Annotated in this window: 10 protein-coding genes and 1 pseudogene; 5 read left to right on the top strand and 6 right to left on the bottom strand. The window is 74.2% G+C overall.

Features of this window, described 5'->3' with window-relative positions; all coding sequences use genetic code 11:
- Window positions 1-141: 141 nt before the first annotated feature.
- Entirely contained in the window at window positions 142-3,033 is a 2,892-nt protein-coding gene (locus AB0B83_RS19835) for a glycoside hydrolase family 48 protein (protein WP_357579434.1), read from the bottom strand.
- A 959-nt stretch (window positions 3,034-3,992) separates the two neighbouring features.
- Between AB0B83_RS19835 and AB0B83_RS19830 the strand changes: the two genes are divergently transcribed.
- Window positions 3,993-5,411: a GH1 family beta-glucosidase gene (locus AB0B83_RS19830; RefSeq protein ID WP_357579417.1), complete on the top strand. Its 1,419-nt coding sequence runs from the start codon at window positions 3,993-3,995 to the stop codon at window positions 5,409-5,411.
- A 100-nt stretch (window positions 5,412-5,511) separates the two neighbouring features.
- On the opposite strand, the gene AB0B83_RS19825 is transcribed toward AB0B83_RS19830, so the two are convergent.
- The 3 genes from AB0B83_RS19825 to AB0B83_RS19815 all read right to left on the bottom strand — a co-directional run bounded on the left by AB0B83_RS19825 (window position 5,512) and on the right by AB0B83_RS19815 (window position 9,959).
- Window positions 5,512-5,925 carry a roadblock/LC7 domain-containing protein gene (locus AB0B83_RS19825; protein ID WP_197697869.1) on the bottom strand — a complete coding sequence of 138 codons (414 nt, stop codon included), beginning with the start codon at window positions 5,923-5,925 and terminating at the stop codon, window positions 5,512-5,514.
- 5 nt (window positions 5,926-5,930) lie between these two features.
- Window positions 5,931-8,480 carry a nitrate- and nitrite sensing domain-containing protein gene (locus AB0B83_RS19820; protein WP_357579416.1) on the bottom strand — a complete coding sequence of 850 codons (2,550 nt, stop codon included), beginning with the start codon at window positions 8,478-8,480 and terminating at the stop codon, window positions 5,931-5,933.
- A 99-nt stretch (window positions 8,481-8,579) separates the two neighbouring features.
- Window positions 8,580-9,959, bottom strand: a complete 1,380-nt coding sequence (locus tag AB0B83_RS19815) for an FGGY family carbohydrate kinase (protein WP_357579415.1) — start codon at window positions 9,957-9,959, stop codon at window positions 8,580-8,582.
- 254 nt (window positions 9,960-10,213) lie between these two features.
- Between AB0B83_RS19815 and AB0B83_RS19810 the strand changes: the two genes are divergently transcribed.
- Window positions 10,214-12,154: an anthranilate synthase family protein gene (locus AB0B83_RS19810; protein WP_357579414.1), complete on the top strand. Its 1,941-nt coding sequence runs from the start codon at window positions 10,214-10,216 to the stop codon at window positions 12,152-12,154.
- A gap of 135 nt (window positions 12,155-12,289) precedes the next feature.
- Here the strand turns inward: AB0B83_RS19810 and wrbA are convergent, their stop codons facing one another.
- Both wrbA and AB0B83_RS19800 read right to left on the bottom strand, forming a co-directional pair.
- Complete coding sequence (wrbA, locus tag AB0B83_RS19805; RefSeq protein WP_357579413.1) at window positions 12,290-12,907, bottom strand: NAD(P)H:quinone oxidoreductase; 618 nt, start codon at window positions 12,905-12,907, stop codon at window positions 12,290-12,292.
- 101 nt (window positions 12,908-13,008) lie between these two features.
- Window positions 13,009-13,398: a hypothetical protein gene (locus AB0B83_RS19800; RefSeq protein ID WP_357579412.1), complete on the bottom strand. Its 390-nt coding sequence runs from the start codon at window positions 13,396-13,398 to the stop codon at window positions 13,009-13,011.
- 127 nt (window positions 13,399-13,525) lie between these two features.
- On the opposite strand from AB0B83_RS19800, the gene AB0B83_RS19795 reads away from it, so the two are divergent.
- From AB0B83_RS19795 to AB0B83_RS19785, 3 genes and pseudogenes are all read left to right on the top strand, one after another.
- Window positions 13,526-14,635, top strand: a complete 1,110-nt coding sequence (locus AB0B83_RS19795) for a winged helix DNA-binding domain-containing protein (protein ID WP_357579411.1) — start codon at window positions 13,526-13,528, stop codon at window positions 14,633-14,635.
- Window positions 14,636-14,815: 180 nt separating this feature from the next.
- Window positions 14,816-15,550, top strand: coding sequence for a PRC and DUF2382 domain-containing protein (locus AB0B83_RS19790; protein WP_357579410.1), 735 nt, complete (start codon window positions 14,816-14,818; stop codon window positions 15,548-15,550).
- A gap of 22 nt (window positions 15,551-15,572) precedes the next feature.
- A pseudogene (locus tag AB0B83_RS19785) lies at window positions 15,573-15,678 on the top strand (keto-deoxy-phosphogluconate aldolase); the annotation flags it as partial.

Here is a 15,678-nt window from a genome sequence, read left to right as displayed (position 1 = left end):
CGCTGCGTCGGCCGGTTGACCGGCCCACCCCGGCCTGACCGTGGGAGTCAGGCCGTCCACCGACCGGGCGTCTCCGTTCCCCCAGGCCCGCCCGGCCGGCCTCCGGGGGGGCGGGCCGCGCCACCCACCCGGAGGAGTCGGTCAGCCGTTGGGGAACAGCTTTCCGTAGTCGGCGTACGCCATGGCGACGTCCGCCTGGGCCCAGAACCGGTGGTACTTGAACTCCGGCTCGGGGCCGCCGTCCAGGTACGCCTGGACCTTCGGCCAGGCCGGGTCGTTCTTGTAGAAGGAACGGATGTCGAGGAAGCTCTTGCCCGCGGCGATGGGGTCACCGTTGGCCATGGTCCCCGTCCAGCCCGGCGGCACGTAGAGGCCCTGCCCGGTGCTGGCGTCGTAGACGTCGTCGAAGCGGCGGTAGTCGCCGCGCTTCTCCACGGTGGAGACACCCTGGGCGTCGCTGGCCGCGTGCAGCGCGTCCAGCAGCCCCTTGGCGGTGTTCTTCGCCGCCGCGTTGCCCGACTTCGCCGCGTACGCGATGAGCGTGCGGGCGTAGGCGGCGGCGATGCCGACGTCCTGGCCCTTGACCGTGACCTCGACGTGCAGGTTGGTGTTGGGCTGCGGGTTGGCCGGGTTCCAGGTGGTCGGCTGGCCGGTCCACTTCATGTCCGACGGGATCGACCAGTTGGTGCCGACCGTGGTGTTGGCGATCGCCCACGGCACCCACTTGTCCAGCAGCGCCTTGGCCTTGGCGTTGCCGGTCTCCAGGTACAGCTCGGCGATGCGCTGCATGGACCAGGCCTGCATGCCGAACCACTGGTTCGACGGCGGGTCGTTGTAGACCGGGTCGACGTCGTAGTACATGCCGTAGAACGTCGACGTGCCGGCCGGCGGCTGGCCGTAGTGGCCGCCCCAACTGTTGGTCGCGCCGCCGGCGATGCCGCCCTCGGCGGACTGGAGCCAGGTGTAGAACTCCAGCTGCCGCTCCAGGCTCTTGGTCCAGTCGGTGACCGCGGTCGGCGACTTCGGCTTGAGCTCGTTGACGTTGGTCAGCGCCCAGGCCGCGAACGGGTTCTGGTAGCCGAAGTGGTTGTGGCTGGAGCCGATCCGCCACGACCAGTTCTGGTTCGGCTCGTACGCGCCGCCCCAGGCGTAGTACCAGGACATCAGGTAGTGCGCCGAGTCCTTGCCGGTGCCGGCCGGGCAGGTGGCGGCCCCGACGCAGTTGCCGATCTTCTTGAAGTACTTGTCGAACATGGCGTAGCGCAGGTAGTCACCCATCTTGGCGGCCTTGGCCACGGTGGCCGCCACGTCGGCCTCCTTGCCCTGCTCCTTGGCCCAGGTCAGGGCCCAGTACGCGGCCTGCACGGCGCGGGCGTCGGCGTCGGGGGCGTTGGTGTACTTCCACTGCTTCGCCGGCGCGTTCGCCTCCTTGACGAACAGGTCGAGGTAGCCGTTGCGGCCACCGTGGGCGAAGGTGTCGCAGGACGGCTGCGGCACGGTCTCCCACACCGACTCCTGGGTGCCCCGCTGGAAGGTGTTGATGTACGCCGGCCGGGTGGTGCCGTCGCCGCAGCGGCCGTAGCCGTAGGTGTTGTCCACGTCCAGCAGCCAGTGCATGCCGTAGATGTCACCGGTGCCGTAGGTGTTCTGCAGCTCCGCGCGCAGCGGGTCCTGGCCGACCGGCACGGACGGCTCCAGCTGCGACGGGTACTGGCTGGGCAGGTCGTGCTCCGCGGCGTACTGCGCGGTGCCGGCCGCGCCCGCGGTGGGCTGGTCGGCGTGCGACGGGATGATGTACTTCTCCATGACGTTCCAGGAGTTGTTGAACGGGGCCCAGTTCTGGGTCACCCGCCCGTACTGGGCCTCCAGCCAGAGCCAGAAGCTGAACGCCTCGGAGGTCGTCTCGTGCCCGTGGTCGGGCGCCTCGACGATCAGCGTCTCGATCGAGTGGTACGGCACGCCCTCGGGGCTGAAGTAGCCCGAGTTCTTGATCTTGCCGTACTGGTCGAGGAAGCGCTTGACGTAGGTGTTGTCCCCGCCGCCGGTGTCGTTGTCGATCTCGGTGGCGGTGATCGCCAACGGCGCGTAGCCGGTGGCCGAGGCGGTGACGGTGGCGGTGCCGCCGAGCGTGTCGGCGTCCTCGGCCGCCGCGACGGCCACGTTCACCCCGGTGTTCCAGTTGCTCGGGGTCAGCGTCACCGAGGCCGGCGAGACGGTGATGTCGGTGTCACCGGTGCGGGCCAGCGAGACCGGCACGTTGGCCGTCGGCGCCGCGCTGAGCTTGAGGTTGACCGTCGAGCTGCCGCCCTCGGTCACGCTCACCGCCGACGGGGTGGCGACCAGCACCGGCCCGGACGCCTGCGTGACGGTGAATGCCTTCTCTGCGGTGGCGGTCAGGTTCGCGTTGTCGTACGCCTTGGCCTGCACCGTGTACGCGCCGGCCGGCAGGTCCTCCAGCGTGTAGCCGTACGGGGCGGTGGTGTCGGTGTTGACCAGCAGGCCGTTGCGGTAGAACTCGACCTTGCTGATCGTCCCGTCCGGGTCGCTGGCGGTGGCGCTCAGCGGCACGTCGGCGGGGGCCTCGAACGGGCCGGCCGGCACGTTCAGCGCGACCGTCGGCGGCTGCTGCTGCGTGCCGCCGCAGGTGACGCCGTTGACCGAGAAGGACGTCGGCTTCGGGTTGGTGCCGCCGTGCGAGCCGTTGAAGCCGATGCTGGTGGAGGCGCCCGTGGCGATGCCCCCGTTGTAGGACTCGTTGGTGGCCGTGACCTGGTTGCCGGTCTGGCTCCACTTGGCCGACCAGCCCTGGGTCACCCGCTGGTCGCCGGGGAAGGCGAACTTCAGCGTCCAGCCGTTGATCGGATCGCCGAGGTTCTTGATGGTGACGTTGGCGGTGAAGCCGTTGTTCCAGTCGGTGGTCGCGTAGACCACGTCGCAGGCGGGGGCGGCCTGTGCGGCGCCGGCCGGCAGGGTCACCCCGCCGACGGCGAGCGCGGCGGCGGCGACCATCGCCAGGCGGCGACGTCTTGCCAGATTTCTCATGTGTGCGGTGTCTCCTCGGACCTGGCCGGGGACGAAAGGCCCCGGCGGGGCGCCCTCCCGTGAACGGGATTCGGGGGCACCCGGGATGGTGGTCGCCCCGGCCCGAGGCCGGGGTACAGCGGGCGGCGCCCCCTGCGGGGCTGCTGCTCCGCCGACTGCGTCGGATGCCGTACCGGAGACACCGGCTGCCCTCGGCGACCCACGCTTGCGCGATCTGGCTCCGCGTCGCGGTGGCGACAGTGTGCCATGCATGGAAGCGCTCCCACAATGGCCGGAGGCGCACCGAGGCAGCAACATGTTTCGATCTCGTTTTGGGGCTTTCACAAAGCCGTGACGGGCGTTACAGTCGCAGCATCGGTCGATGGGAGCGCTTCCATCGACGGAGATCCAATTAGAAGATCACCCGGAGTCCATCCACGACGGACCCCGGGGACTCAGCCCGAGGGCTGACGACGGGCCAGCCCGGACACCGCCGTCAGCCGTTCCCACCGACATGGAGGGAGGTGGATCCTCTAGCCACTCGCGTGGCCCGGCTCCCGCGCGACACGCACGACAGGACGCCAATTCCGCCCGTGCGTGTGCAGCAATGGTGGGGACGGGGGTTGCCCTCCCCCGTCCCCACACACTAAACCTCCCGCCACGGCGGGAAAAGAGGCCGACGGGACTGGCCGTGTCGCCGTTCCGACCGGCCTCGTCCGCTGTCCGCCCGTACCGCCCGGTCGACGCCCCGCGCCCCGGCGCCCCGCGTCCCGCGGCCGGCCACCCGAGCGCCGGCGCCACCGCGCGCCCCCGCTCCCGCACCGCCGCCACGGGCGCAGCACGCACGCACCCCTCCGCCGTTCCCGATCGCCCTTCGCCCGGCCGGGCGGACGCGACCGGCCGGCGGCTCCTGCCCTATGCTGGGAGCGCTCCCGGCCCGGCGGTGGCCACGCAGACCATGAGGAGAACCGATGTCGATGCCCACCCCGCGCCCGCCCCAGGGCGCCGCGCCCTCCGCCACCGCCCCCGCCGCCGCGACCGGCCCCGCGCCGCACACCGACGAGACGCCGTCGGCCGGCCTGCGCTTCCCGCCGGGCTTCGGTTGGGGGGCGGCCACCTCCGCCTACCAGATCGAGGGCGCGGCCAAGGAGGACGGCCGGGGCGAGTCGATCTGGGACACCTTCAGCCACACGCCCGGCCGCACCCGCAACGGCGACACCGGCGACGTCGCCGCCGACCACTACCACCGGTACGCCGAGGACCTGGACCTGATGCGCGACATCGGGCTGGACAGCTACCGGTTCTCCATCTCCTGGCCGCGCGTACAGGCCGACGGCACCGGCGCGCCCAACCAGCGCGGGCTCGACTTCTACCGCCGTCTCGTCGACGGGCTGCACGAGCGGGGCATCGCGCCGATGGCGACGCTGTTCCACTGGGACCTGCCGCAGTCCCTCCAGGACGCCGGTGGCTGGGAGTCGCGCGACGTCGCCCACCGGTTCGCCGACTACGCCGAGATCGTCTTCCGCGCGCTCGGCGACCGGGTGCCGGTCTGGCTGACCGTCAACGAGCCGAAGACGGTGGTGCAGAACGGCTACCTCGAAGGTCACCACGCCCCGGGCCGGCAGGACCCGGACGCCGCGTACCTGGCCGCCCACCACCTCCACCTGGCCCACGGGCTCGCCGTGGCGGCGTTCCGCGCGACCGGCTCCGGCCGGATCGGCCCGGCGCTCAACCTGCACCCCTGCTACCCGGCCGACGACTCGCCCGAGGCCGCCCGGGCCGCCCGGCTCTACGACGGCTACGAGAACCGCCTCTACCTCGACCCGATCCTCACCGGCAGCTACCCGCAGGACGTGCTGGACGACCTCGGCCCCGACAGCCGGCTGGTCCGGGGCATCCGCGACGGCGACCTGGCGACCATCGCCGCGCCTGTCGACCTGCTCGCCGTGCAGTACTACACGCCCTACTACGTCACCGGCGACGGCGCGACGGTCGGGCGCTGGCCCACCTCACAGGCCTCCTGGCAGCAGATCCACCCCGACGGAATGTACGACATCCTGACCCGGGTGACCCGCGACTACGGCCCGATCCCGCTGACCGTCACCGAGAACGGCCTGCCCACCCCGGACACCCTCGACGCCGACGGCACCGTCGACGACGCCGGCCGGGTCACCTTCCTGCGCGACCACCTCGCCGCAGTGCACCGGGCCATGGCCGCCGGCGTGCCGCTGGAGAGCTACCACGTGTGGTCCCTGCTCGACAACTTCGAGTGGGACGCGGGCTACGACGAGCGCTGGGGCCTGGTCCACGTGGACTACCAGACCCAGCGGCGCGTGCTCAAGCGCAGCGCGCACTGGTACCGCGAGGTCATCGCCGCCAACGGACTCTGACCGCCGGTCATCCGCCACCCCGGCGCCGCTCGGCGGCGTCGGGGTGGGACGCCGTCGGCCCGCCCGCCGGGGTGGACGCCGGGCGGGCGCGTCGACCCGGTCAGCGGGGCAGGGCCTGCTGGAGTTCCGCCCGCAGCGCCGGGGTGAGCATCTCCCCCGCCTGCTTGGCCAGCCGCGCCATCTCGTAGCCGACCACACCGATGTCGGCCTCCGCCCCGGCCAGCGTGGCCAGGATGGAACCGTCCCGCACCTGCATGACCAGGAAGTAGCCGCGCCCCATCTCGACGACCGTCTGCTTGACGATGTCCCCGTCGAACATCTGCGCCGCGCCCGCGGTGATGCTCATCAGCCCCGAGGTCACGGCCGCGAGCTTGTCGGCGTGGTCCCGGGGCAGGTGGTCGGAGATCGCGACCAGCAGGCCGTCGGAGGAGACCACGATGGCGTGCACCACCCCCGGCACCCGCTCCGCGAACCCGCTGACCAGCCAGCTCAGGTCGCGGGCCTCCCGGCTCAACGTCGTCATCGCTGTCCCCCTTCGGTGCGTACGCCGCCCGGCGGCATGGAAATCTCCGTGATGTCCTCGGCCTCGGCCCGCCGTACCCCGCTGTAGAACCGGGACAGCATCCCCCCGACCGCCTCCGGGTCCGGGTCGTGGCGTACCGCCGGCTGCTCCGGCCGGGCCGGCCGGGTGACGGCGGAGAGCTGCGCCATCGGCACCCGGACGGGCAGGCCGCGTTCGTTGGTCCCGCCGGTGACCGGGACGGCCGGCGGCGTGGGCGAGGCCCCCGGCACCGGGCCGGGCGACGGGCCCTGCCGGGACCACCAGCCCCCGCCGGTCGACGCGGACGACCGGGCCGCCGGGGCGAGCACGTCCTCGGACCGCACCGGGACCGACCGGGCCTGCCGGGGCGGGGCCTCGGACCGCCGCCCGGCCGCCGGCAGCTCGCCCGCCGGTCGCGCACCGCCCCACACCGGCGGCCGCCCGGCCACCGGCAGCCCATCGGGCGGCGGCGCCCCGTTCCACGCCGTGGCGGCCAGCATCCGGGCCGTGACGGGCGCCTCCCGCTCGGGCGCCGGCGCCAGCAGGCCACCGGGCAGCCGTACCCGGGCGACGAGGCCCTCCTCGCCGCCGGCCAGGCGCACCTCGACGCGGAGCCGGGCGGCCAGGTGGCTGACCACGAACAGGCCCATCCGCTCGACCGTCGCCACGTCGGCGGCCGGCGGGGTGGCCAGGACGGCGTTCGCCTCGGCCAGCGCGGCCGGGCTCATGCCGAGCCCTCGGTCGGTGATCTCGATGACCGCGCCGGCACCCTCGCCCCGGGCGGTGACCGCCACGACCGTGTCGGGACGGGAGAACGAGGTGGCGTTCTCCAGCAGCTCGGCCAGGATGTGGACCAGCTCGCCGACGGCGTGGCCGACGACGTGCAGGTCGGCGACCGCCCCGTGCCGCACCCGCTGGTACTGCTCGATCTCGGCGCTGGCGGCGAGCAGCATCGCGCCGAGCGCCGCCGGTCGGTTCCACCGGCGGGTCGACTCGGTCCCGGCGAGCACCAGCAGGCTGTCGTCGTTGCGCCGCATGCGGGCGGCCAGATGGTCGAGCTTGAAGAGGTTCTCCAACTGGTCCGGATCGCTCTCCTCGCGCTCCAGGTCGTCGAGCAGCTCCAACTGGCGCTCCACGAGCACCTGGCTGCGCCGGGCGAGGTTGACGAACATCGCGTTGACGTTGCGCCGGGTGGTCGCCTGCTCGACGGCGACGTTGACCGCGCTGCGGTGCACCGCGACGAACGCCTCCGCCAGCTCGCCGATCTCGTCGAGCGAACGGACCACCGCCGGCGGGACCTCGATTTCCGGGACACCCCCGGTCACGGTACGCAGCCGGTCCAGGGCGTCCGGCAGCTCCAGCTGGGCGATCCGCAGCGCCTGGCCGCGCAGCAGCCGCATCGACCGGGCCATGGACCGGCCGACGAGGACGGAGATGAGCAGGGCGACCAGCAGCACCGCGAGGATGCTGCCGACGACCAGCAGCGTGGTCCGCAGCTGCGTCGCGCTCACCTCGTCGGCCTGCCGTACGGCGTCGTCGAGCACCGACGCCTCGATGCGGCGGAGCAGCTCCTGACGCTGCTCGCCGGCCGCCCACCACTGTGGCGCCGGCAGCACGCTCGGCGCGGCGGCCCCGGTCACCAGGCTCTGCTCCTCCAGCCGGGTGGCCGTCAGGAACGCCGGATCCGTCGAGGTCTCGTCGTAGCGGCGGACCTGCTCGGCGGTGGCGGCGACCCGGAACGCGCCCAGGGCGGTCAGCTGCTGGGCGCGCAGGTCGGTCAGGACCACCTGGTCCTCCACGCCGTACCGGCCGGCGCGGGCGGCCTCGTAGAGCTGGGCCCGGACCCGTGAGGAGAGCTCCTTGACCCGGGCGAGCTGCACGTAGCGCAGCACCGCGTCGCTGAGTGCGGGCCGGTCCTCGCCCGGCGAGGGCTCGGCGAGCAGGCGCAGCAGCGCGTCGACGGCCCGGTGGTAGTTGCTCAGGATGGTGTCGCTGCCCAGCACCGCCGGGGGGATCGCGGCCCGGATGTAGGCGACCTGGTCATAGGCCTCCAGCACCTCCGAGTAGGCGACCCGCCAGGAGGCGTCGGCGTCGGCCAGCGGCCCGGCGGCCCGGCGCAGGTCACGCAGCGCCTGGTCGGTGGCGGCCTGCAACGGCCTCAGCACCACGATTGCCGAGTCCCGGTCGGCGCCCGCGCCGCCCCGGCGCAACTCGCCCAGCTCACCGGCGGCCCGGTCGCGTTCCTGCTGGAGCTGGTGCACCAGCGCGACGATCTCCCGGCCGATGCCGACCTGCTGGGCGAAGTCGCCCAACGCGGTCGTCCGCCCGACGAGGGTGTGGGTCTGCACGCCGGCCAGCACCAGGAACGCGACCGACGGGATGACCAGTACGGTGACGAGCTTGGTGCGCATCCGCCAGTCCCGGAGCCGGAACGGGGAGCGGCGACGGTGCGGCACGACCCGGACGTCGAACCGGCGCCGGCGGTGCTGCGACACCCCGTCGTCGGACGGTTCCGGCCCTGCCCCCACACCTACCCCTTCCCTGTCCCGCGTCCGCCGCGAGCCGGGGAGCGGAGTCCATCCAACCAGGCCCGCTAGCCGTGTCAACGGGGCGGGCTGAGGTGCTGCTCAGGAGGGTGAGGCGGTCTCGTCCGTCCGGACGATGGCGGCGAGCCGGGAGGCGTCACCGATGCGGCCCATGGCCACCAGCGCCGCGCCGCTCGCCCCGACCTCCGGGTTGCGTCCGTACCACACCGGCCGGGGCGCGAGCGCCGCCGCGAACGACGAACGCCACCAGCCGGAGGCCGCCACCGCTCCCCCGCCGAGCACCACCTCGACCGGCTCGTCCACCGTGGACTCGAGCACGACGAGGTCGCCGGCGACCAGGTCGCACAGGCCCCGCATCAGCCCCGCCAGGATCTCCACGGCGGTGGTGCCGAAGCTCAGGCCCCCCAGCGCGCCCGAGCCGGCCGGGGACATCCCGGGCGGCCGGTCCCCGCCGAAGCGGACGTTCACCGGCAGGGTCCTGTCGTGCGGCACCCGGGCCAGGGCGACCTCCAGCTCGCTGCCCCCGGGCAGCCGCAGCTCCCGGTCGGCCCAGGCGAAGAGGTTGCCGCCGGAGGAGTACGCGGCACCGGTCACCACGTGGTCGTGGTCGACCCGGTAGCGCCACAGCTCCTTGGGCAGCGGCGGCATGGCCTGCCCCGCCGGGACGCGCTGCACCAGCCGCACCGCCGCCGACGTGCCGACCGTCACCGCGACCCGGCCCGGCTCGACGCAGCCCGAGCCGACGTTCGACGCCGCGCCGTCGCCCACCGGGCCGGCCCAGGGCGCGTCGGTGAGCTGCGGCCAGCGCCGCGCGTACGCCGGCCGCAGCCGGCCCCGCCACCCGGCCGGAGCCAGCTCGGGCAGCTCGTCGGCGTGGCTGCCGGCCAGCGCGCACGCCTCGGCGTCCCAGTCCAGCGTCCGCAGGTCCAGCAGGCCCGTGCCGGACGCCTGGGAGATCGACATGGGCGCCGAGCCGAGCAGCTCGCCCAGCACGTACTCGACCAGGCCGGCGAACCGGGCGACCCGAACGCCGGTGTGTTCCCGCAGCCAGGGCAGCCGGACCGACCAGTAGCAGCGGTGCCACCACGTGCCGGTGCGCCGGTGGAAGTCGACCGGGTCGGCCGGGCCGGCCGCCCCGGCGGGCACCTCGGGACGGGTGTCCAGCCAGGTCAGCACCGGCCCGAGGGGCGCCCCGTCGGCGCCGAGCGGGACCACCGAGTGCCACTGCCCGGACGTCGCCACCAGCGACACGTCGCGCAGGTGGCCGCCGGCGGCCAGCTCGTCCAGGCACGCCACCAGGCAGGCCAGATAGCCGGGGCCGTCCAGCGTGCCGGTGCCGTCGTCGTCCACGGCGAGGCTCACCTTGCGCCGGGCCAGCGCGCCGGGCAGCGGGCGGGCGTCCGTGTCCAGCACGAGTCCGCGTACCGAGGAGGTGCCCAGGTCGAGCGCGAGAATGTTCATCGCGGGTCAAGTTACCCGGTGCGGCGCGCCCCGGCGTCCCAGCGCCTGGGCCGTACGCCCGATCGGCTTTCCGGTGCCCGCGCGGGGCCGTAGGGTGATCGCATGCCCGCGCACCTGTCCTGCTGGTGGCCCGCCGACCCGGCGGCCATCCCCCGCGCGTAGCTTCCCACGCGGCCGCCCGACGAGGCGGCCGCCGGTCTCTCCCCGGCCCTCCCGGCCGCCCCGCCGGGCGCCGCCCGGCCCGAGGAGACCCGATGACCCACCTGACCGAGTTGCTCGCCGCCGTCGCCGGCGGCGGCGACCCCGGCCCGTTCGCGCTCGTCCGCCGCGAGGGCGCCGCGCACCTGGAGCTGTTCACCGGCACGGTACGCACGGCGGGCCGGCTCGCCGACCTCCCCCTGCCCGGCGGGGCGCCCGGCCCCCGGACGCTGGCGCTGGTGCCCTACCGGCAGATCACCGAGCGGGGCTTCGCCTGCGTCGACGACGGCGTCCCGCTGGAGTTCCTCGAGATCGACCGGCACGAACGGGTCGCCCTGGCCGAGGCGCTCGGCGCGCTGCCCGACGTGCCCGTGCGCACCGCCGACGCCGCCTTCGACATCACCGACGACGAGTACGCCGCCACCGTCGGCCGGGTGCTCGCCGAGGAGATCGGGCGCGGCGAGGGCGCCAACTTCGTCATCCACCGCTGCCTGCGCGCCACCGTGCAGGGCCCGCCGCTGCTCGCCGCGCTCGCCGCGTTGCGCCGGCTGCTGCGGGGCGAGCGGGGCGCGTACTGGACCTTCCTGGTGCACACCGGCACCCGGATCCTGGTCGGGGCCAGCCCGGAGCGGCACGTCAGCGTCGACGACGGCCTGGTCATGATGAACCCGATCAGCGGCACCTTCCGGCACACCGGCGCGGGCGCCGACCGGGCCGCGCTACTGCGCTTCCTCGCCGATCCCAAGGAGGTCGAGGAGCTGTACATGGTGCTCGACGAGGAGCTCAAGATGATGGCCACGGTCGCCGAGCACGGCGGCCAGGTGGTCGGGCCCCACCTCAAGGAGATGTCCCACCTGGCCCACACGGAGTACCTGCTCGCCGGCCGGGGCACGAAGGACGTGCGGGAGGTGCTGCGGGAGACGATGTTCGCGCCCACGGTCACCGGCAGTCCGATGGAGAACGCCTGCCGGGTCATCGCCCGGCACGAGGGCACCGGGCGGCGCTACTACGCCGGGGTGCTGGCGCTGCTCGGCCACGACGACGCCGGCCGGCAGAGCCTGGACGCGCCGATCCTGATCCGTACCGCCGAGATCTCCCCCGCCGGCGAGCTGCGGGTGCCGGTCGGGGCCACCCTGGTGCGGCACTCGACCGCCGAGGGCGAGGTGGCCGAGACGCACGCCAAGGCGGCCGGCGTGCTGGCCGCGCTCGGCCTCGGCCCGCAGGCGCCCGCCGGTGGCCCGGAGCCCGCCGTACGCCTCGCCGACGACCCGCAGGTGCGGGCCGCGCTGGCCGCGCGCAACGCGCCGCTGGCCCGGTTCTGGCTCGACCAGCGGTCGCCGGGTGCCGGTGGCCTGCCCGGGCTGGCCGGCCGGCGGGCGCTGATCGTCGACGGCGAGGACACCTTCACGGGCATGCTGGCCCACCAGCTGCGTGCGCTCGGCCTGGCCGTGACGCTGCGGCCGTGGCACGCCGCCGGTCCGGTGGACGGCCACGACCTGGTGGTGGTCGGCCCCGGTCCGGGCGACCCGGGCAGCACCACCGAGCCGAAGATGCGCACGATGCGCGGGCTGCTCGCCGGCCTGCTCGCCGAGGGCCGGCCGACCCTGGCCGTCTGCCTGGGCCACCAACTGCTCGCCGGCCTGCTCGGGCTGGCGCCGCACCGCCGGGACGCGCCCTACCAGGGGCTCCAGCGGGAGGTGGACGTCTTCGGCACGCGCCGCCGGGTCGGCTTCTACGCCACCTTCACGGCGCGCGCCGACGCCGACCGGCTGGACACCGCGTACGGCCCGGTGGAGCTGGCCCGGGACGCGGCGGACGGCGCGGTGCACGCGCTGCGCGGGCGCGGGTTCGCGGGGGTGCAGTTCCATCCGGAGTCGGTGCTCAGCCCCGACGGCGTGGCCGTCCTCGCCGACCTGCTGGGCGGGCTGCTGCCGGCGCCGGCGGGACCTCCGGCGGCGGCGCACGGCAGGGTGTCGGGAGCGGCCGAACGTGCATAGCCGACCCGATCGGGGGTAGGGGTGCTGCGACCGGCGGTCCGGACGGGTCGAGAGCCCCCGCCCGGGCCGCCGGTCGCGCCGGTACAGCCGACCCGCTGGCAGCGCCGGTCCAGCCGGTGAACCGGCGGCGCCGGGTCAGCCGGCCAGGCCCGCCTTCAGCGCCGCACCGATCCGCACCGCGCGCTTGGCGGTCAACGCGGTGGCGCCGAGCGCGATGTCGTCCGGCGCCGTCTCACCGTTGTTGCTGGTGTGCGAGGCGCCGTAGGGGTTGCCGGCGACGAACTGGCTCGGGTCGGTGTAGCCGGGCGTCACCACGATTCCGCCCCAGTGGTAGAAGACGTGGAACATCGACAGCAGCGTGGCCTCCTGCCCGCCGTGCGAGGTGGCCGTCGAGCAGAACGCGGAATAGACCTTGTCCGCCAGGGCGCCCTGCGACCACAGCGGCCCGGTGGTGTCCATGAACTGCTTGAGCTGGGCGGCCATCACGCCGTACCGGGTCGGGGTCCCGAAGATCACCACGTCGGCCCACGACAGGTCGTCCAACTGCGCCTCGGGGACGTCCTGGGTCTCCATCTGGTGCGCGTGCCAGCCCGAGTTGGAACGGATCGCCTCGTCCGGCGCCAGCTCGCGCACCTTGCGCAGCCGCACCTCGGCGCCCGCCTCACCGGCGCCTTCGCACGCCGCCTGCGCCATCTGGTACGTGATGCCGGTGGCGCTGTAGTAGATCACCGCGACCTTGGTCTGGGCAGCCATCGGGTGTTCCCTCCTCATGTCGGGTCAGCTCCCGCGACTACCCGATGTTTGCGCCGTCAAACGGTCACCGGGGTCGCGCGCCCGGGGTGGGCACCCGGTCGTCAGGTGTCGAGGCGGTCGCGCAGGTCGTCGACCTCCTGCTGGATCCGGTTCACGGCGTCCTCGTTGTTGAGGACGGTGGTGATCCCGGCGGCGAAGGCCAGCCCGAGCAGCACCGCCAGGGCGCTGAGCACCAGGCCGCCGATCGCCACGCCCCGGCCGGTCACCCCGGGCCGACCGGCCATCTTCAGCCCGACGATGCCCAGGATCACGCCGACGATGCCGAGCAGCAGGCCGATCCAGGACAGGATCACGGTCAGCACGCTGATCAGCGCGGCCACCCCGAAGACCAGGGCGAAGGCGGCGGCGGCGCTGGTCTTGGCGGCCGGGCCGCCGCGGCCGGCACGGGTCGGTACGCCGGCGCCCCGGGCCGGCTCGCTGGACGCGGTCATGTCGCTCCCTCCGGGCGCGCGGACGGCACGCCTACTGGCCGGCCGCTTTCCCGCCGCTAGGGCGGTCATGCGTCGGATGTCGGAGGTCGGCCCTAGGCTGATGCCCCACCGGAGCGGAGGAGCCCCCATGCCAGCGGAGCTGACCGGGCGCGAGGCGCTCGCGCTGCGGATGACCGGCCTGCTGCTCCGCCCGCATCCCACGGCGGCGGTGGGCGGGGTCGAAGACGTGGTGGCGTGGTTCGGGGCCATGCAGGCGCAGGACCTGGCCAGTGGCATGTGGTCGCTCGGGGTGCGGCTGCCCGCGCTCGGCCACGCCGACGTGCACACCGCGCTGGAGCGCCGGGAGGCGCTGCGCACCTGGCCGATGCGGGGCACCGTGCACCTCGTGCCGCCCCGCGACGCCCGCTGGATGCTGGAGCTGACCGGCGTACGCTCGCTGGCCGGCGCCGCCACCCGCCGCGCGCAGCTCGGGCTCACCGGGACCGACGCGGACCGCGCGCTCGACGTGCTCGGCGCCGCGCTGGCCGGCGGCGGCCGGCTCACCCGGGCGCGGTGCCTGGCCACGCTGAAGGCGGCCGGCATCGACACCGGCGGCCAGCGCGGCTACCACCTGCTCTGGTATGCCAGCGTCCGCGGCGTCACCTGCCTCGCGCCCAACGTCGGCACCGAGCAGACCTTCGCCCTGCTCGACGAGTGGGCACCCGAGGCGCGCCGGCCGGAGCGGGACGAGGCCCTGGCGATGCTCGCCCACCGCTACGTGCGGGGGCACGGGCCCGTCACCGCCCGGGAGTTCGCCGGCTGGACGGGGCTGACGCTCACCGACGCGCGCCGGGGCTTCGCGGCGGCCGGCGACGCCCTGACCGTGGTGCGGGTCGACGGGCAGGAGGCGCTCGTCGACGCGGCCTTGCTCGACGCGCCCCGCGAGCCGGTCGACGACCTGCTGGTCCTGCCCGGCTTCGACGAATACCTGCTGGGCTTCAGGGACCGCTCGCTGATGCTGGATCCCGCCCACGCCGAGGCGATCGTGCCGGGTCGCAACGGCGTGTTCCAGGCCACGGTCGTCCGGGACGGGCGGGTCGTGGGCACGTGGAAGCGGACGGTCGGCAGAAACCGGGTGACGGTCACGGTGTTCCCGCTGGTGCCCTTCGACGAGGGGACCCGGGCCCGGGTGGCGGGCGCGCTGGGCCGTTACGCCGACTTCCTGGGCCTGCCGCTGCGGATCGACTGGCCCGGCTGAGCGGCGAGCCGCCTGCCGGCAGTCCCAAGGGCCCCGGCAGTCCCAACGGTCCCGGCAGTTCAGGCGCCCGGGTGGGTGAGCCTGGGCTCCCGGCGCTGCTCCTATCCATCGGGTCATCGACGAATCCGTGCTGGCCGGCCGGGTATCCGGACCGTGACACGAGAGGGAGGTAGACGACCGATGAAGCTCACTGAACAGCAGGCCAACTCGCTGTACGGGCAGGACGTCAAGGACCGCTCGGGTTCGAAGATCGGAAGCGTGGGCCAGATCTGGGCCGACGCCGCCGGCGAGCCCACCTGGGTCAGCGTGCAGACGGGCCTGATGGGCCGCAAGGAGTCGATGGCCCCGCTGGACAAGGCCCGGATCACCGACGGCGGGCTCACCGTCGACTACGACAAGTCGACAGTGAAGGACGCCCCGGCCGTGGACGCCGGCACCGAACAGCCGCTGGACACGACGCAGATCCAGCAGCTCTACGGCCACTACCGCCTGACGCCGCAGGCGCCGCCGGCCCCCGACCGGGGACGGAAGCCCGCGGCCGGCGAGGACATGATCCGGTCCGAGGAGCGGATGCGGGTCGGCACGGAGAGCCAGCCCGCCGGCACGGCACGGCTGCACAAGTACGTGGTCACCGAGGACGTGCACACCACCGTGCCGGTCGAGCACGACGAGGTGCACGTGGAGCGGGAGCCCATCGCCGCCCGCGACGCACGCGGCATGCGCGCCGACATCGGCGAGGCCGAGCAGGAGATGACCCTGCGGGCCGAGCGGCCGGTGGTCGGCAAGGAGACGGTGCCCGTCGAGCGGGTCCACCTGGCCAAGGACGAGGTCGTCGAGGAGCAGCCCATCGACGACCGGATCCGCCGCGAGCGGGTGGACGCGGACATCCCGGAACGCAGCCGGCGACGTCGCTGACCGCTGACACGGCGACGGGCGGGTGGGTCGGTTCCGCTCGGTGCGGTTCATCCCGACCGGCGGGGTCAACACCGCCAACCTCTCCGACTACCTCGCCCTGCCCGCGGTCCTGGCCGTCGGTGGCACCT

Source organism: Micromonospora sp. NPDC049060 (assembly GCF_040649055.1).
GTDB lineage: Bacteria > Actinomycetota > Actinomycetes > Mycobacteriales > Micromonosporaceae > Micromonospora > Micromonospora reichwaldensis.
This window is presented reverse-complemented; position numbering and strand designations above follow the sequence as displayed.